The 17,356-nt window shown below is 73.9% G+C and carries 17 protein-coding genes; 1 reads left to right on the plus strand and 16 read right to left on the minus strand.

Annotated elements, in window-relative coordinates:
* Window positions 1-4 precede the first annotated feature (4 nt).
* The 14 genes from BUE45_RS10490 to hisI all read right to left on the minus strand — a co-directional run bounded on the left by BUE45_RS10490 (window position 5) and on the right by hisI (window position 12,139).
* Window positions 5-949: a hypothetical protein gene (locus BUE45_RS10490; protein WP_073378197.1), complete on the minus strand. Its 945-nt coding sequence runs from the start codon at window positions 947-949 to the stop codon at window positions 5-7.
* Between the two features lie 246 nt (window positions 950-1,195).
* Window positions 1,196-2,350 (minus strand): hypothetical protein, encoded by a 1,155-nt coding sequence (locus tag BUE45_RS10495; RefSeq protein ID WP_073378199.1) that lies wholly within the window; start codon window positions 2,348-2,350, stop codon window positions 1,196-1,198.
* 142 nt (window positions 2,351-2,492) lie between these two features.
* Window positions 2,493-3,587 (minus strand): prolipoprotein diacylglyceryl transferase, encoded by a 1,095-nt coding sequence (lgt, locus tag BUE45_RS10500; protein WP_073378310.1) that lies wholly within the window; start codon window positions 3,585-3,587, stop codon window positions 2,493-2,495.
* A 55-nt stretch (window positions 3,588-3,642) separates the two neighbouring features.
* A complete protein-coding gene (locus BUE45_RS10505; protein ID WP_073378201.1) occupies window positions 3,643-4,620 on the minus strand; it encodes a DsbA family protein in 978 nt (325 codons plus the stop codon).
* Between the two features lie 47 nt (window positions 4,621-4,667).
* On the minus strand, window positions 4,668-5,180 hold the full coding sequence (locus BUE45_RS10510; protein WP_073378203.1) for a MauE/DoxX family redox-associated membrane protein: 513 nt from the start codon (window positions 5,178-5,180) through the stop codon (window positions 4,668-4,670).
* A gap of 351 nt (window positions 5,181-5,531) precedes the next feature.
* On the minus strand, window positions 5,532-6,338 hold the full coding sequence (trpA, locus tag BUE45_RS10515; protein WP_073378205.1) for a tryptophan synthase subunit alpha: 807 nt from the start codon (window positions 6,336-6,338) through the stop codon (window positions 5,532-5,534).
* Window positions 6,338-7,555 carry a tryptophan synthase subunit beta gene (gene trpB, locus BUE45_RS10520; RefSeq protein WP_073378207.1) on the minus strand — a complete coding sequence of 406 codons (1,218 nt, stop codon included), beginning with the start codon at window positions 7,553-7,555 and terminating at the stop codon, window positions 6,338-6,340. The genes trpA and trpB overlap by 1 nt, the downstream gene beginning before the upstream one ends.
* A 258-nt stretch (window positions 7,556-7,813) precedes the next feature.
* Window positions 7,814-8,620 carry an indole-3-glycerol phosphate synthase TrpC gene (trpC, locus tag BUE45_RS10525; RefSeq protein WP_073378209.1) on the minus strand — a complete coding sequence of 269 codons (807 nt, stop codon included), beginning with the start codon at window positions 8,618-8,620 and terminating at the stop codon, window positions 7,814-7,816.
* A gap of 234 nt (window positions 8,621-8,854) precedes the next feature.
* Window positions 8,855-9,226 (minus strand): CD225/dispanin family protein, encoded by a 372-nt coding sequence (locus BUE45_RS10530; protein ID WP_073378211.1) that lies wholly within the window; start codon window positions 9,224-9,226, stop codon window positions 8,855-8,857.
* 42 nt (window positions 9,227-9,268) lie between these two features.
* Window positions 9,269-9,793 (minus strand): DUF2752 domain-containing protein, encoded by a 525-nt coding sequence (locus tag BUE45_RS10535; RefSeq protein ID WP_378651842.1) that lies wholly within the window; start codon window positions 9,791-9,793, stop codon window positions 9,269-9,271.
* Window positions 9,794-9,889: 96 nt separating this feature from the next.
* Complete coding sequence (locus BUE45_RS10540; protein WP_073378213.1) at window positions 9,890-10,243, minus strand: CD225/dispanin family protein; 354 nt, start codon at window positions 10,241-10,243, stop codon at window positions 9,890-9,892.
* Between the two features lie 506 nt (window positions 10,244-10,749).
* On the minus strand, window positions 10,750-11,040 hold the full coding sequence (locus BUE45_RS10545) for an HGxxPAAW family protein (protein WP_073378215.1): 291 nt from the start codon (window positions 11,038-11,040) through the stop codon (window positions 10,750-10,752).
* A complete protein-coding gene (locus BUE45_RS10550; RefSeq protein ID WP_073378314.1) occupies window positions 11,040-11,687 on the minus strand; it encodes a Trp biosynthesis-associated membrane protein in 648 nt (215 codons plus the stop codon). The genes BUE45_RS10545 and BUE45_RS10550 overlap by 1 nt, the downstream gene beginning before the upstream one ends.
* Window positions 11,688-11,794: 107 nt before the next feature.
* A complete protein-coding gene (gene hisI, locus BUE45_RS10555; RefSeq protein ID WP_073378217.1) occupies window positions 11,795-12,139 on the minus strand; it encodes a phosphoribosyl-AMP cyclohydrolase in 345 nt (114 codons plus the stop codon).
* Between the two features lie 136 nt (window positions 12,140-12,275).
* Here hisI and BUE45_RS10560 point away from each other — a divergent pair, with 136 nt between their 5' ends.
* The gene (locus BUE45_RS10560; RefSeq protein WP_073378219.1) at window positions 12,276-13,274 is read left to right on the plus strand and encodes a sugar isomerase; all 999 of its coding nucleotides are present in this window, start codon (window positions 12,276-12,278) and stop codon (window positions 13,272-13,274) included.
* 13 nt (window positions 13,275-13,287) lie between these two features.
* On the opposite strand, the gene BUE45_RS10565 is transcribed toward BUE45_RS10560, so the two are convergent.
* Both BUE45_RS10565 and BUE45_RS10570 read right to left on the minus strand, forming a co-directional pair.
* Window positions 13,288-15,144, minus strand: coding sequence for an ABC transporter ATP-binding protein (locus tag BUE45_RS10565; protein ID WP_073378221.1), 1,857 nt, complete (start codon window positions 15,142-15,144; stop codon window positions 13,288-13,290).
* A complete protein-coding gene (locus BUE45_RS10570; protein ID WP_073378223.1) occupies window positions 15,141-17,114 on the minus strand; it encodes an ABC transporter ATP-binding protein in 1,974 nt (657 codons plus the stop codon). The genes BUE45_RS10565 and BUE45_RS10570 overlap by 4 nt, the downstream gene beginning before the upstream one ends.
* Between the last annotated feature and the right edge of the window lie 242 nt (window positions 17,115-17,356).

The following is a 17,356-nucleotide window of genomic DNA, read 5'->3' on the forward strand; positions in this document are numbered from 1 at the left end:
GGGGTCAGCTCCCGGGGACGGGCACCGTCTCCTCGGTGCCCGGGACCGCGCCCGGCTCGGGCTCGGAGGCCGGCTCGTCCTCGCGGAGGTTGACCAGGCGCCGGTAGAGCGGGTCGCGGAAGTTGCTGAGCGTCACGATGGGGCTGGCCAGGCTCACCCGGTCCTCCACCGACTCGGAGTCGGCGGGCTGCACCCACACCACCACCAGGTAGTGGCCGCTGACCGTGGCCTCCGCGGAGCTGTAGCCGGAGCCGAGGCGGTCGAAGGGGTCCGCGCCCGAGGGCGGGATGACGAAGCCGGGCTCGGGCGCGCCCTCGGGCGGCTCCTCGCCCTCGGGGACCTCGGGCTCGGCCATCGAGGCGGCCACCGCGCGGCTGCCCTCGACGTCGGCCAGGTTGAAGATCACCGCCGTGCCGAAGTAGTCGTCGCCCACGTAGGTGGCGCGCCCGACCTGGGTGCAGTCGGCGTCGGCCAGGGCCGCGACGACCTCCTCGCCCCACACCGCGGCGGCGCAGTCCTGCGACAGCTCGGAGTCGCGCAGGGTGAACTCCATGCCCCGGCTGGAGATCTCGGCGCTGCGGTCGCCGAACAGCTCGCCCTCGTTGAGGGGGCGGGCGTCGGCCTCGCGGTCGGCCAGCACCGCGTTCATGTCGTTGTCGCCCACGTCCTCGACGCTGTAGGCGACGGGCCGGGTCTGCGGCGGGGGCCCGTCCGCGCCGCCCTCCTCGCCCCGGTCCAGGTAGAGGACGACGCCCAGGCCGATCAGGGCGGCCACCAGGACGCCCCCGACGACGGCGATGAGGCGGCCGAACCGCCGGGGCTCCTGCTTGCGGCGCCCGCCGGCGCGGCGCCGGCCGCCCGTACGCGCGGCGCCCCCGGCGTCGTCGGGTTCGCTGTTCTTCCTCCGGCGTCCCGCTGTTCCGGACGCCGACGCTTCAGAAGGGGACACCCAGTGGACCTTTCCTCGGATGACGGGCCCGCGTGTGCGCGGTGGAACCCGATTGCGCTCGGCGGGGGCGCGGCGGGGGGCCGGGGAGTCCCCCGGGAGCGGTGCGCGCGCCCCGCTCGACCCGGCCGTTGCAGGGCAGGTCGATCTGTCCGAGATCCTATCGGGACGTCCGGGGAACACGAACGGCCGTGCTGGAAGCACGGCCGTTCGTCCGCGGGTGCGCGGTGGGGCGCCGGAGCGCCGCCGCTACTCCTGCTGCGCCTGGGCGGCGATCACCTCGTTGTAGACGTAGGGGACCGCGTTCATGGACGCCACGGTCACCTTCGCCAGGTCGGTGTCGTCCCCGGGCGGGCTGCCGTCGGTGCGGGCCACCCAGAACACCGCCAGGTAGTGGCCCATGACCTGCGAGGTCGCCTCGCTGTAGCCGTCCTGGAGGCCGGGGACCTCGTCGCCGGTGCGGCTGAGCAGGAACCCGGCCCCGGTCTCGGCGTTGCCCGGGTCCAGGGACGCCTCGACCTCGGCGGCGGCGTCGGCGTCGGACAGGTCGAACAGGGTGACCTGCGCGACGTACTCCTCGTCGGCGTCGGTGTACACGCCCGAGGCCGCGTTGACGCAGTTCGCGTCGATGAGGCTCTGGCCCAGCCCCTCGCCCCACACCAGGGAGGTGCAGGAGTCGGTGACCGCGCCGTCGCGCAGCTCCATCTCCATGCCGTCCAGCTCGATCTCCTGGACGGGGTCGAACACCGCCTCCCGGGTCATCGGCTCCAGGCCCTCGGGGCGCTCGTTGATGGGCCCGAAGACCTCGTCGCGGTTGGGATTGGACATGTACAGCTGCGGCGTGATGGTGCTGTGGCCCTCGGGCGGGACGACGACGCTGCCGTCGCCGCCGGACGAGGTGCCGCCCGTCCCGGTGAAGAGCTGGTAGGACAGCAGGCCCAGCAGCGCCACCAGGGCCAGGACGAACGCCCCGATGAGCAGGCCCAGCACGGCGGTGCCGCGCTTGCGCTTGCTCTGCTCGGCGAGCGTGTACACGATCTGGTTGGGCCGGTCGCCCAGGACCGACACCTTCTTGATCGCGGAGGCGGAGAACGCGGAGACGCGGTTCACCCCGCCCTTCCTGCCGTCCCTGGCCGGTGCGGCGCGGCGGGATCCGCCGCGGCGGCCTCTGCGGCCCCCGGCGTCGTCGCCGGTACCGTCCGCCTCCGGGTCCTGCCCGTCCTGCCGGTCCTGTTCGTCGACGGGGGTGTGACCGTACTCGGCGGAGAAGTCCTCCTCCGGGTCGTAGTCGTATTCCTCGTCATGGCCGTAGTCGTCGGCGTGGTCGCGGGTACGGCCTGTGTCGGCGCGGCGGGATCCGCCGCGGCGGCCTCTGCGGCCGTACCCTGACTCGGCTCTGCTCACGGTCTTCTTCAATGTCAACCCGTGGTCTGCTCGAAAGGTACGGGGGCACGTGCGGGCACGTCGTCACCCTCGTGGGTGTGGAAGTGGAATGCGTGCGCGGTCGCCGCGCCCGTGCGAGACGGGCGGGCGCCCTTCCCCGTGTCTACTCGGGCTTCGTCCCGGAATCGGTTCCCTCGTCGTTCGAGGTCGAGCCCTCGCTACTAGATCGCTCCGGGCTCGGGTGGTATTCCGTCCCGGCACCGCCGACCGAGGACCCGAGGTCGGAATCCCCCGTGTCCGCGGTGCTGTAGACGGTGCTGTCGTTACCCATCTCACCGTCGCCGGTGGGCCCGAACACCTGGGTCCCGGCGTCGGCGCCGTGCGGGACGACCGCCGTGGAGAACCGGTCCAGGCGGCGGCCCGCCCAGACGAAGTAGGCCAGGGCGCCGGCGAAGACCAGGATCGAGGTCCAGTTGTTCAGGCGCAGGCCGAAGAAGTCGTTGGCGGGGTCGACCCGCAGGTACTCGATCCAGAAGCGGCCCACGCAGTAGCCCATGACGTACAGGGCGAACAGGCGCCCGCCCTGGAGGGAGGACTCGAAGCGGCGTCCGGCCCAGGCGAGCAGGACGGCCAGGCCCAGGCACCACAGGGACTCGTACAGGAAGGTGGGGTGGTAGGTGGAGACGCCGAACTCCATGCCGGGGCGCAGGTGGCCCTCGGGGTAGGGCTGGATCTCCACGGCCCAGGGCAGGTCGGTGGGGCGGCCGAACAGCTCCTGGTTGAAGTAGTTGCCCCAGCGGCCCAGGGCCTGGGCCAGGGGCAGGGTGGGGGCGATGGCGAAGGAGAGCTTGGTCATCGACAGGCCGCGCTTGCGGGCGACGAGCCACACGCCGACGGCGCCCAGGGGGATGGCGCCCCAGATGCCGAGGCCGCCCTCCCACACGTAGAGGGCGCGGATGGGTTCGCGGCCCTCGGCGAAGTACAGCTGCGCGTCGCTGACGACGTGGTAGAGACGGCCGCCGATGAGGCCGAGGATGACCGCCCACACCGCCATGTCCAGGATGGTGCCGGGCTCGCCGCCCATCGTCTTCCAGCGGCGTTCGCTCCACAGGACGGCGACGATGACGCCGGCCAGGATGCACAGGGCGTAGAAGTGGATCTCCAGGGGCCCGATCGGGATCGAGTTCACCTGCGGGCTCGGGATCGCCGCGAGGGCGCGGCCGGTGGCGGCCGCGCCCTCGCTGGCTGTCGACGACAGTGTCACTGCTCTGCTCTCGGGTTCGCCCCGCGTGCGGGGGGTGTCTTCAGGGGTGCTACTGCGCCTCACCCCCGTCGGCCAACGGCTGGGTCTCGACCTTACCGGGGTCGGCGGAGGCGATCGCCTCGGAGAGTCCGCGGACCGTCATGGCGGTGTTGTTGTCCAGCAGGACGCCGTTGATGTAGACGGAAGGGGTGCCGCGGAAGGCGCTGTCCCCGCTGTAGCGAGTGTAGGCGGCGCCGGTGGCGTCGATCAGCTCGCCGGTGTAGGTGCCCTCCAGGAACCCCGGGTCGTGGCCGTTGTCCGCGCCCCAGGCCAGCAGGTCGGACAGGACCATCGTGCCCAGGGTCTCCTGGCCGATCTGCGCCACGGCGTCCTCGGTGAGGGCGGGGAGGAACTCCTCGGTGAACTCCGTGACGACGGCGGCCTCCTCCTCCAGGCGGGCGTCGAACTCCTCCTGCTGGGCGGCGGAGGTGTCCAGTCCGGCGAACCACTCCCGGAGCTGCTCGGTGGAGAAGCCCTCCCGGCCCTCGGTGGGCTGGTTCTCGAAGAGGACGTCGTTGTACTGGACGAAGACGCCGTGGTCGGCGGCGATGCGGGCGGCGGCCCCGCCGCGCAGGGAGTTGCTGCTGATGGGGACCTGCTGCTGGGCGAAGATGCTCACCGGGCGGAAGTGGACGATCGCCTCGCCCTGGGCGGCGCGCTCCTTGAGCAGGCCGCCGTTGGTGAGCTCGAACTGGCGGCAGGCGGGGCACTGGTAGTCGGCGTAGACCTCGACCACGGGGGCCCGGGCCCCCTCCTGGGCCATGACGACGCTGCCGTCCTCCTGGAGGGTCTGGGCCGCCAGGGGGCCGGTGTAGCCCTCGTCGCGGTCGGAGTTGAGCACGGCGTAGCCGATGCCGACGATGAGGACGATGACGGCGGCGGCGACGCCGACGACGATGAGGTTCCGGCGCCGGGCGGCGGCCTTCCTCTCCTTGGCCCGCTGCTCCTTGAGCCGTTCACGGGCGCGCTTGCGCGCTTCGCTCCCCATGGTGGTGTTCCTTCTGTTCCTGAGTAGGGGTGGTCGTGGGCCGCGGGTCAGCGGAAGAGGCCGAGCGGGCGGTCCAGGGCGAGGGGTGAGCGGGGCCACAGGGCGATGAAGGCCCCCAGGGCGGCGAAGCCGATGTCGCGGGCGATGGACAGGCCGTAGGTGGTCTCGCCGGGGTCGACGGCGCCGCCGCCGCCGAAGCAGCCGCAGTCGATGCTCAGGCCGCGGGCCATGGCCGAGAGGATCCCGGCGATGAAGACGACCATGAGCAGCGCGGTGACGGCGCCGGTGAAGCGGGTGGCCAGGCCGACGAGCAGGAGGACGGCCAGGGCCAGCTCGAAGAGGGGCAGGGTGTAGCCGATGAGGCGGGCGACCTCGTGCGGGAAGAGGTCGTAGGCCTCCACGGCCTGGACCGACAGCGCGGGCGGGTACTTGGAGACGGCCGCGTAGACGAGGATCCCGGCGAGGGCGAGGCGGCACGCGAGGGTGAGCCAGGGCTGGAGGGCGGACCAGCGCGACCCGGGGGCGGGGGCGGGGGCGGGGGATTCATCGGGTGTGTCCATGTCGGTGGCCTTCGGGACTCGGGGGCCGATTAGCTGCACTCTGCACCCATTCAATCGCTCTCAGTGATCACACAGAGCCTACCGGCTGTGACCACCCGGCGACTCCGGGCACCGGTACCGGGGTGCGGGACGGACCGGACCCCGGCGCCGGTCACCGACCATCAGACCACCGCGGGGCCCGCCCGCGCCGCCGTTGCGGGCGTTCCCAGGCCCCTTCTCACCCGATTCTCACCGGCTTAACCTTCTTAACCGGGCCCTTGACCGGCCCGGACGCGGAACGGGCCGCCCCCGCTCGGGGGACGGCCCGTGACCAGTGCCGCAGGTCCCCGGGACGGCGCCCGGGGGACCCCGTCAGCGGGACCGCACGCCCGCCGCCAGCTCCTGCGCGAACGACGTCACCGCGATGAGCCCCGTCTCCAGGTCCGGGGCGTCCAGCACCCGCTGGCAGAACCCGGCGCCGACGATCACCCCGTCCGCGTAGCCGGCCACCTCGGCGGCCTGCGCCCCCGTGGAGATGCCCAGGCCCACGCACACCGGCAGCCCCGACCCGCGGGTGGCCTCGCGGGTGCGCCGCACCAGCACCTCGGCGGTGCCGGCCACCTGGGTGCGCGTCCCCGTCACGCCCATCAGCGACGCCGCGTACACGAACCCGCTGCACGCCGCCGCGGTCAGGGCCAGCCGCCGGTCCGTGGAGGAGGGCGCCACCAGGAACACCCGGTCCAGGCCGGCGGTGTCCGAGGCCGCCGTCCACTCCTGCGCCTCCTCGGGGATGAGGTCGGGGGTGATGACCCCCGCCCCGCCCGCCTTGGCGAGGTTCCCCGCGAACCGCTCCACCCCGTAGCGCTCGATCGGGTTCCAGTACGACATCACCAGCGCGGCCGCCCCCGTCCGCGCGGTCGCCTCCACCACGCAAAACACGTCGTCGGTGGTGGTCCCCGCCGCCAGCGCGACGTCGGCGGCCCGCTGGATGGTGGGGCCGTCCATCATCGGGTCGGAGTAGGGCAGCCCCACCTCGACGACGTCGCAGCCGCCCTCGACCATGGCCTGGACGACCCGGATCGAGGACTCCACGTCGGGGAACCCCGCCGGGAGGTAGCCGATGAGGGCGGCCCGGCCCTCGGCCCGCGCCTGGGCGAGCTTGCTCTGCAGGGTCGTCATCACGCCTCGTCCTTACCGTCGATCAGGCCGAAGTAGGCGGCGGCGGTGTCCACGTCCTTGTCGCCGCGCCCGGAGAGGTTCACCAGGATCACCGCGCCGGGGCCCATCCGCTCCCCCAGCTTGCGCGCCCCGGCCAGGGCGTGGGCGCTCTCGATCGCCGGGATGATGCCCTCGGTGCGGCACAGCAGCCGGAAGGCCTCCATGGCCTCGGCGTCGGTGATCGCCTCGTAGTGCGCCCGGCCGGTGTCGGCCAGGTAGGCGTGCTCGGGGCCCACCGCCGGGTAGTCCAGGCCGGCGGAGATGGAGTGGCTGGGCAGCGTCTGCCCGTACTCGTCCTGGAGGACGAACGTGCGGGCGCCGTGGAACACGCCGGGGCTGCCGGAGCTGATGGAGGCCGCGGTGCGCGGGGTGTCCGCGCCGTCGCCGCCCGCCTCGAACCCGTACAGGGCCACATCGGTGTCGGGCAGGAAGGCGGCGAAGACCGCCATGGCGTTGGAGCCGCCGCCCACACAGGCGGCCACCGCGTCGGGCAGCCGCCCCACCCGCTCCAGGACCTGCTCGCGGGCCTCGGCGCCGACCACGAAGTGCAGGTCGCGCACCAGCCGGGGGAAGGGGTGGGGGCCCGCGACCGTCCCGAACAGGTAGTGGGTGCGGTCCACGTTGGCGACCCAGTCGCGGAACGCCTCGTTGATGGCGTCCTTGAGGGTGCGGCTGCCGATGGTGACCGGGACGACCTCCGCGCCGAGCAGGCGCATCCGGGCCACGTTGAGGGCCTGGCGGCGGGTGTCCTCCTCCCCCATGTAGATGACGCACTCCAGGCCCATCAGGGCGCAGGCGGTGGCGGTGGCCACCCCGTGCTGGCCGGCGCCCGTCTCGGCGATGACGCGGGTCTTGCCCATGCGCCGGGTGAGCAGGGCCTGGCCCAGCACGTTGTTGATCTTGTGCGAGCCGGTGTGGTTGAGGTCCTCGCGCTTGAGCAGGACGCGGGCGCCGCCGCAGTGCTCGGAGAAGTTGCCGGCCTCGGTGAGGGCGCTGGGGCGGCCGGTGTAGTCCTTGAGGAGTCCGGCCAGCTCGGCCTGGAAGTCCGGGTCCAGGCGGGCCTTGTCCCACTCGGCCTCGACCTCGTCGAGGGCGGCGATGAGTGCCTCGGGGGCGAACCGGCCGCCGAAGCGGCCGTAGTGCCCGCGCGCGTCGGGCAGCTGCGGATCGTGGCTCATGGGGCTGTCCTTGTAGGGTGCGGGGCCGACGGCCCACCCCCTCGCGCGGGCGCACGGGAGGGTGCGCGCGTCGACCGTTCCGTGCGCCGCGGCGGTTCCTGGGCCCGCGGCGCGTTTCTGACGTGGGTCAACGCGGCGACGGGAACCCGGGCCCGCGCACGGTGCGCGGCGGGTCCCCTAGAGCCATCGCCATCGGCGGCCGGTACGGGCCGTGATGGCGGTGTGCGCCGTCGTTCCCCCCATGGAGCCGTCCGTCCCCTAGTTCCGGTCCCGCAGGGCGGGGTGCGCCCCGGCGGTGACCAGGTCGGCGACGGCCTCGCGCGGGTTGCGGCCGCGCACCAGGCTCTCGCCGACGAGGACGGCTCCGGCGCCGGCACCGGCGTAGGCCAGCAGGTCGTGCGGCCCCCGGATGCCGGACTCGGCGATCTTGACGATGTCGGAGGGGAGGCGGGGGGCGAGCCGGGCGAAGGTGTCCCGGTCGACCTCCAGGGTCTTGAGGTTGCGCGCGTTGACGCCGACGACGGTCGCCCCGGCGTCCAGCGCCCGGTCGGCCTCGTCCTCGTCGTGCACCTCCACCAGCGGCATCAGGCCCAGGGAGCGGGCCCGCTCCACCAGGGAGACCAGGGCCTCCTGGGGCAGGGCGGCGACGATGAGCAGGACCGCGGAGGCGCCGAAGGCGCGGGCCTCCCACAGCTGGTAGGAGCTGACGACGAAGTCCTTGCGCAGCAGCGGGGTGTCGACGGCGCGGGCGACGGCGCGCAGGTCGGCGAGGCTGCCGTTGAAGCGGCGCTGCTCGGTGAGGACGCTGATGAGGGCGGCCCCGCCCGCCTCGTAGTCGCGGGCCAGCGCGGCCGGGTCGGCGATGGCCGCCAGCGGGCCCTTGGAGGGGCTGGCGCGCTTGACCTCGGCGATGACGTGCACTCCGGGGCGGCGCAGGGCGGCTTCGGCGTCCTTCGGGGTGGGCGCCGACGCGGCCTGCTCCTTGAGCTCGTCCAGGGGCAGGGCCTCCTGCCGCTCGGCCAGGTCGGCGCGTACTCCGTCGAGGATCTCGTCGAGCACGCTCACTGGTTACCGCTCCCTATCGTCGTGGCCGGTCGCGGCGCTCGCGCCGCAGGGCGGGCCGCAGGGGCGCGCGGCCGTGCCGCCGTCGCACCGTGTGCGCTCATCGTATCGACCTCCGGGGCCGGCAACGCCGCCGCCCCCGCGCACACGGCGTGTGGGCGGGGGCGGCGGGGGCGGCCCCTCCTGGTACGTCCCGAACGCGTGGTCCGGGCCGCGGGGACGGGCGGGGCCCGGCGGCTAGTAGGTGGAGTAGTCCGCCGTGCCGATCATCGCGAACCCGATGACCATGAGGATGATGTAGAACACCACGACCACGATCATCAGAATGAACCCGATCAGGCTGATGATGCCCATGATCTTGGCGACCTTGGCCGACTCCTCGGCGCCGTGGTAGTCCCCGGCCTGCCACTTGCTGTTGACCTGCAGCGAGAAGATGAGGCCGATGACGCCGATGATCGTGCAGCCGAAGATCCCCAGGATGTTGTGGACCATGTAGTTCTTCGGCGGGCCCGAGGGCGGCGGCTGGGCGGGGCCCCCGTAGCCGCCGGGGGGCGGGCCGTAGCCGCCGGAGGGGGGACCGTAGCCGCCGGAGGGCGGTTGGTAGCTCATGTCGTGCACCTTTCAGATACGTGGAGCGGGGGCGCCCCGGGGTCACCAGCCGGGGAGCAGGGGCGTCCCCGGGGCCAGGAAGGAGAACCACGGCAGGTTCCGCGCCACCCAGAACACCGTGATGGTGATCGTGAGGGTCCACAGGAACCAGACCGGTGTCGGTCTCGGCGGCGCCGTGGGCGGGCGGACCGTGGCGGCGATCCACCGCACGTACGCCCACAGGACGTACGGGGCGAGCAGGGCCAGCAGCGGGTTCATGCTGATGGCGCCCAGGATGTCGCCGTGGGTGGTGAGCGCGATGGCGCGCATCGTGCCGCACCCGGGACAGAAGGTTCCGGTCAGCAGCAACCAGGGGCAGGTGGGGTAGTTGCCGGGCTCGGCGGGGCTCACGAAGTGGAGCAGCGTGGCCCCGGCCAGGACCAGGGCGCCGGCGCCCAGCGGCCACACGGGGGGCGGGACCCGGTGCAGGCGACGCAGGACCCGCTGCCCCCAGGGGAGGTCGGCGCGTCCGTCGGCGTTCGCGCCTGCGGCGGTCTCGTGCCGGTGACCGGCGTGTTCGGGCTCCACGTCCACCAGCTTAAGGTGCGTTCTCGGTCGGGGAAGGCGCTGCCCCCGGGCATACGCATGTCCGGGGGCAGAGGGTGCGTGAGCGGCATTCCCCTACTAGTACGAGGGGGTGCTGCTGAGCGCGACGGCGAAGCTGCAGGCGTAGAGCCCGAGGGTCAGGATGAGGCTGATGCTTCCCAGGATGAAGGCGATCTTGGTCCACTTCTTGGCCTGGGCCTGGGCCTCCATGGCTCCGGCCTGGTCGCCGCGGTTCCACAGGTCGTTGACCTTGGTCGCGTTGATGATCGCCGGGATGGCGAACGGCCAGCAGCAGAAGACCGCGACGATGGCCCAGACGAGGCCGTTGTCGGGCGGGGTGGAGCCGGGGGGCGGGCCGTAGCCGCCGCCACCGGGGGGAGGACCGTAGCCGCCTCCGGGAGGACCGGCGGGGGGCGGGGGACCATAGCTCATGGGGAACAACTTTCCAGAATGCGGACAAGGGTTTTCGGCTCGCGACGTGCGGCAGGGCACACGGGTCCGGCAGTGGGGCAGGGTCGGAACACCGGTGCGATCACGCCGCGGGTGACTTCGCATGTTGCCAGACGGGGGAGACGATCCACCAGTCGGCCTGTACGGCTGTCACGGCCGGTGAGGAGAATCTACCCGCCACATGGGACCTTCGTCCATTTTCCGTTACTCAGTCGTTGTGAGCTGCGGATTCTCCGGTTCTGTCCGGAAGTGGCCATGATGTCCCTCGGAGTGGGCCCGCGGAGCCGTCCCGGCCCCGCGTCCTCGCCGTCCCCGCTGACCGCCGGCGCCGCTGGGGCGCCCGCCCGGACCGGCGGCCTCCGGCGCGCATCCCCCGCCGGGCCGGGGACCCGCGCGCCGGCCCGGGACCACGGCCCAGGGCCCGCGTTCCCCCGGAGGGGACCGCGGGCCCTGGGAGGACCCGGCCGGACGAGGGGCCCGGTCGGCGCCTAGGCGGCGACCTTCTTGTCCTTCTTCGCGGCCGTGTGAGACGCTTCCCACTCCTCGCGGGTCGGCGGCACCGGGCGCGGCTCCTTGCGGCCCAGACCGGCCTTCTTCATCACACCGGCCACGGCGGCCGTCGCCGCGCTGACGACCAGCGCGACCACGGTCCAGGTGACGAGGTCGCCGCCGCCGATGATGGCGACGGCCGCCACCGTCCAGGCCACGATCCAGGAGAGGGTGAGGAACCAGGCGGACACGGTGTTGCCGTGGTCGTCGTGGTGTTCGTCGGCGGACATCAGCGCTTCTCCTTCGATTCGTCCGACCCCTCGGTCGGCGGTACGGGTGGGGTGCCGTCCCCGTCGGCGACGCCGCCCGCCGAGCCTGCGGGCGCCTGGCCTCCGGGGGCGTCGAGTGTGGGATCGTCACCTGCGTCCAGCGATTTCCACAGGTCGGCAGGGGTGCCGGTGGGGTTCGCACGCGGTGCGGCGTCCCGATCGTACCGGTTCCCCATGCCCGGCCAGGCGGGGGAGCGCACCAGCGCGAGCACCCCGGCCAGCAGGATCAGCGCCGCGCCCGCCACCGCCATCGCCGGACCGGCCGCCAGCAGGTCGGGTGCCCCGGCCGCGCGCGCGGTACCCGCCGAGGCGGCCCCGTCGACGGCGTCCGTGAGCGCCCCGGGGCCCACCGCGCCGGCGACCGCGCTCAACGCGTAGGCGCCGCCCGCGGCCAGCAGGGCGCCGACGAGGCGGCGCGCCCACCCGCGGGCGGCGTACAGCCCGGCGATGCCCGCCAGGGCCGCCCAGCCGATCCCGGCCAGGGCTCCGGTGAGGTCGCCGCCGGTGACCTCCACCGGGGCGGGCGCCACCGGCCCGGCGGCGGCGAGGTCGCCGGTGGCCCACACGCGCCCGGCGGAGGCCAGCAGCAGGCCCGCCCCGGCGGCCAGCCCGGCGGCGGCGACCGCGAACTCGCGCCCGGGGCGCCGCGCCGACGGGTCGGCGGGCGCCGCCCCCGCGGCGCCCTCCGGGGTCCGGGTCCCGCGGTCGGCCGGGGTCACAGCAGGCGCCCCGCGTCGAAGCAGGTGCGGTCGCCGGTGTGGCAGGCCGCCCCGGTCTGGTCGACCCCGACCAGCAGGGTGTCGCCGTCGCAGTCGAGTGCGACCGACACCACACGCTGGGTGTTGCCGGAGGTGGCGCCCTTGACCCAGTACTCGCCGCGGCTGCGCGACCAGTAGGTGGCCGCCCCGGTGGTGAGGGTGCGGTGCAGCGCCTCGTCGTCCATCCAGGCGAGCATGAGGACCTCGCCCGTGTCGTGCTGCTGCACGACGGCGGGCACGAGTCCGTCCCCGGTGCGTTTGAGGCGGGCGGCGATGGCCGGGTCGAGGCTGGTGACGCTCATGTCCTCCAGGTTATGGCCGCCCGTCGCCCGCGTGTCACCGGGGCGTGCCCAGCGGGGCGCGCGGGTGTTCTAGAGTGCGTGCCCTGAGCAGCCGCCCGGTGCGGCGCCGAGCACACGAACGGAAAGCGGGGTTCCCGTGACGGCCCAGGCCCTGTCCGCCGACCTGGCGGGGATGCCCGCCGCCCTGAACGCCCTGGCCGAGCGGTTCCCCCGCTGGGACCCGTACGCGGCGCTGCCCGCCCTGCTCGACGACGAGCCCGCCGCGGTGCGGTTCCTGGGGATCGGCGCGGCCCGCGGCGTGTGCGAGGTGGCCGCGGCCCGGCTGCGGCTCGCCGGGGTGGGCGCGGTCGCCGACTCCTCGGCGTCCGCGCTGGAACCCCCCGCCGGCCCGGAGACCCTGGTGGTGGGGGTGAGCCTGGGCGGCGGGCAGCGGGAGCTGTGCACGGCCCTGGACCGGTACGTGGGCCGCTCCCCGGTGGTGGTGCTCGCCGCCGACCGGGACGCGGTGGTGGCCCGCTACGCCGACCTGCTGGTTCCGCTGCACGGCGCGGACGGGGCCGGCCTGGGCTGTGGCGCCTACCAGCACGCGATGGGCCTGGCCCTGCTGCTGGGCCACCGGCTGGGGGCGCCGGTGCTGGGCGGCAGCCGCAACCTGCCCAGCCTGCTGCGCCGGTCGGCCAACGCCGTGGAGGCGCTGCTGGCCTCCGCGCACACCTGGGTGCCCGAGGCCGCCCGGGCGCTGGCCTCCCCGCACGGCGTGCACCTGGTGGCGCCCGCCGAGCGCACCGCGTCGGCGGTGCAGGGCGCCCAGCTGCTGCGCAAGGGCCCGGTGGCGGTGGCCCGCACCTGCGAGACCGGCGAGTGGTCCCACACCGACCGCTACCTGGCCGCCGTCACCGACTACCGGGCGCTGCTGTTCGCCGGGTCCGCCTACGACGAGCGCTTCTCCGAGCACCTGGGCCAGCTGCGGGGCCGGTTCGTGGCGGTGGGCCCCACCCCCGGGCGCGAGAGCGTGCCGGGGGCGGAGCTGAGCGTGCGCTACCCGGGCGACACCGACCCCGACGTCGCCCTGATGGCCGAGACGGCGGTCCCGGCGCTGCTCGCCGCGCACCTGTGGCACGAGTCGGGCAGGTGAGCCGGGGCGCCGGTCACGCCGAGGAGCGCACCCAGGAGGCGTACAGGTCGGCGTAGACGCCCGGCCGGGACACCAGCTCGGCGTGCGGCCCGCTCTGCACGATGCGGCCGTCGTCGAACACCAGCACGCGGTCGGCGGCCTCCGCCGTGGACAGGCGGTGGGCGATCGCCACCGAGGTCCGCCCCCGGGTGAGCCGGTCCAGGGCCCGCTGGATGCGCATCTCGGTGTGCGGGTCCACGGCCGAGGTCGCCTCGTCCAGGACTAGCAGGTCGGGGTCGGCCACGTAGGCGCGGATGAGCGCCACCAGCTGGCGCTCCCCCGCCGACAGCGACTCGCCGCGCTGGCCCACCGGGGTGTCCAGGCCGTGGGCGAGGCTGCCCAGCCACTCGTCCAGACCCAGGTCGGCGATGGCGGCGCGCAGTTCGGCGTCGGTGCTCTCGGGGCGGGCGAAGCGGATGTTGTCGCCCAGGGAGCTGTCGAACAGGAACCCCTCCTGGGGGACCATGACGACCCGGCCGCGCAGCGACGAGAACGCGATCTCGCGCAGGTCCGTGCCGTCGAGCAGGACCGTGCCCCGCTCGGGGTCCATCAGCCGGGTGAGGAGCTTGACGAACGTGGTCTTGCCCGACCCCGTCTCCCCCACCACCGCGACCCGGGTGCCCGGCTCGATCGCCACCGCCACGTCGTCCAGGACGACCGGGCCCTCGGGGTAGGAGTAGGTGACGCGGTCGAAGTCCACCCGCACCGGCCCGCGCGGCAGCACCGTCCCGGCCTCCCCCGGGTCGGAGATGTCGGGGACGGTGTCCAGCACGCCCAGCACCCGGCGCCAGCCCGCGATGGCGTTCTGCGCCTCGTTGAAGATCTCGGTGGCCATCATCATGGGCTGGATGAACAGGGTCATCAGGAACAGGAACGCGATGAGGCGGCCGGCCGTCAGGTCGCCGTCCAGGCCCAGCCACACCCCCAGCAGCACCACGGCCGTGTTGCCGACGGCCGAGACGATCTCCGCGAACGGGGACACCGCCACGGACAGGCGCTGGGCCCGCACCTGGGAGCGGCGGGTGGCGAGCACCGTCGTGTCGATGCGGCGGGCGGTGCGCTCCTCGGTTCCGTGGGCGCGGATGACGGCGGCGCCCATGACGGTCTCGCCGATGACGCCCAGCATGTCGCCGGTGTTCTCGCGGACCTTCAGGTAGGCCTTGGACAGCAGCCCCTGGAGCCAGCGCACCCCGAACAGCAGCGGCAGGAAGCACACCCACACCACCAGGGTGAGCTGCCAGGAGTAGACGGCCATGAGGGTGGTGGCGATGAGCAGCTGCCCGGCGCTGACGATGAGGAGGATGCCGCCCCACTGCATGAACGTGCTGATCTGGTCCACGTCGCTGGTGACGCGGGAGACCAGGGCGCCCTTGCGCTCGCTGTTCTGGGTCAGCACCGACAGGTCGTGGACGTGCCGGAACGCCTTGCGGCGCAGGGTGGCCAGCCCCGACTCCGTGGCCTTGTACAGGCGCACGTTCATCAGGTACGAACAGGCCATCGTGACGACCAGCAGCCCCGCGCAGACGGCCACCATGCGCGCGACGAAGCCCAGGTCGGGGCCGCCGGTGCCGGTGATGCCGTTGTCGATGATCTGCTGCACGGCGACGGGCACCACGACCTTGCCGACCGTCGCGGCCACCGCGAACGCCAGGGTCAGCCACAGCCCCCGGGCGAACTCCGGGGACAGGCTCAGGCCGCGCCGCAGGGTGTCCACGGCCGAACCGGTGGACCGGTGCAGGGACACCGCGGAGTCGGCGCGTCCGGGGGCCGGGTCCCGCGGGTCCGCGGGGCCGCGCTCGTCCTGTTCCCTGGTGCGGGCGGGTGCGCTCATCGGCTCGTCTCCTCGGTGAGGTCGTCGCCGCGGACCGCGGCTCGTCGGGTGGGGTCCACGGGGGCGGGGGCCTCCGGGACGGGGGCGCCGGCCGCGTCGTTCTCGGCGGAGGCGCGCTCGTAGGCGGTCACGAGGCGGTTGTAGCCCGCGGAGGTCTCCAGCAGCTCGGCGTGGGTGCCGCGGGCCAGCACGCGGCCTCGTTCGAGGTAGACGACCTCGTCGGCGAGCTCGATGGTGGCGCGGCGGTAGGCGACGACGATCACGGTCGCGGACGTGCCGCGCTCGCGCAGCCCCGCCAGGATCTGCGCCTCGATCTGGGGGTCGACCGCGGAGGTGGCGTCGTCCAGGACGAGCAGCCGCGGCTCGCGGACCACGGCGCGGGCCAGGGCCAGCCGCTGGCGCTGGCCGCCCGACAGCGTGGTGCCCTTCTCGCCCAGGGGGGCGTCCAGGCCGCCGTCGAGTTCGGCGATGAACCCGTCGGCGCGGGCCAGGCGCAGCGCCGCCCACACCTGTTCGTCGCCGATGTCCTCGCCCAGGGTGACGTTGCCGCGGACGGTGTCCTCGAACACGAAGGTGCTCTGCGGCACGAGGGCGGCGTGCCGGGGGATCTGGTCGCGGGCCAGGTCGCGGACGTCGGTCCCGTCGTAGGAGACGGTGCCCTCGTCCGGGTCGACCAGGCGCATGAGGACCGTGGTGAGCGTGGACTTGCCCGATCCGGTGGGCCCGACCAGGGCCACGGTGCGCCCGGGGTCGATGTCCAGGTCGACGCCGTCCAGGACGGTGGTGCGGGGGGCGTCGGCGTCGTCGGACATCAGGTCCCGGCCGTCGCTGTCGTAGGAGTCGGCGTAGGAGAACACGACGCCGCGGGCGCTCAGGGCGAGGCCGCCGGTGCCGTCCAGGGTGCTCGTGCCGTGGCCCATGGAGCCCTCCGAGCGCAGCACCGACTGGACGCGGTCCCAGCCCACGACGCTGCGGGGCAGGTCGCCCAGGATCCACCCGAAGGAGCGGATGGGCATGGACAGCAGGGTGAACAGGAAGGCGATCTGGACGAGGTCGCCGGGTTCGATGGCGCCGGTGGACAGCCGCCACATGCCCAGCAGCAGGACGGCCAGCACGCCGAAGTTGGGCAGGGCCTCCATGACGGGGTCGAACAGGGAGCGCATCCGGCCCACCTGGATGAGGGCGTCGCGCAGCCGGTGGGCGGACTCGGTGAAGCGCTCGGTCTCGGTGTCCTCCCGGCCCAGGGTCTTGACGACCAGGGCGCCGTCGAAGGACTCGTGGGCGACCCCGCTGACCTCGGCGCGCAGCGCCTGGGCGCGGGAGGCCATGGGCGAGACACGGCGCTGGAAGACGACGTTGACGACGACCAGCAGCGGGAAGACGACGAAGGCGACCGCGGCCAGCAGCGGGTCGGTGACGAGCATCGCCACGGAGGCGATGACGAGCATGAACACGCTGCCCACGGCCATGGGCAGCGGGGCGAGCGGCTGCCAGGCGGCCTCGACGTCGGCGTTGGCGTTGGACAGCAGCTGCCCGGTGGGGTGGCGGTGGTGCCAGGACAGCGGGAGTTCGAGGTACTTGCGGGCCACCGCCCGGCGGTAGCGGGCCTGGAGCCGGAACTGCATGAGGGCGGCCAGCATGCGGCGCACGGCGATGCCCGCGGCCTTGCCCAGGCCCACGGCCATGAGCAGGGCGGCCGCCGCGACCAGGGCGGCGGCGGTGGTCGAACCGCGCTCGAAGGCCGGGATGACGGTGTGGTCGGTGAGGTACCCCAGCACGGAGGCGGAGGCGACGGTGACGGCGGCGTGCAGCATGGCGCCGGCGACGGCGACGGAGAAGATCCAGGGCTCGGTGCGGGCGGCGGTCCACAGCACCTTCATGCCCCGGCCGAACACCCCCCGGTGGGCGGCGGACGAGTCGTCGGCGTCCTCCCCGGTGCGTTCCCCCGCGGTTGCCGTACCCTGCGCCATGCGCCCCCCGTTTCTCCATGCGCGCGCGGGTGCGCCCCCTGGGAGGGCTCCCGGCGCGGACCGTTCGCCGCGCCCCGGCCTCCGGGCACGCCGAAGGGCACGGGGTGCGTGCCGTGCCAACTTATCCAGCGGCTCCGACAGGTTCCACCGGATTGTTTCAGCGCGCGGCCCATCGGTGCTATTCCGTCCAGGCGGTGACGGAGCGGACACGGGTCCGGCCCCCCGAGGGGAGGGGCCGGACG

The sequence above is a fragment of the Nocardiopsis flavescens genome (genome assembly GCF_900141985.1).
GTDB classification, from domain to species: domain Bacteria; phylum Actinomycetota; class Actinomycetes; order Streptosporangiales; family Streptosporangiaceae; genus Nocardiopsis; species Nocardiopsis flavescens.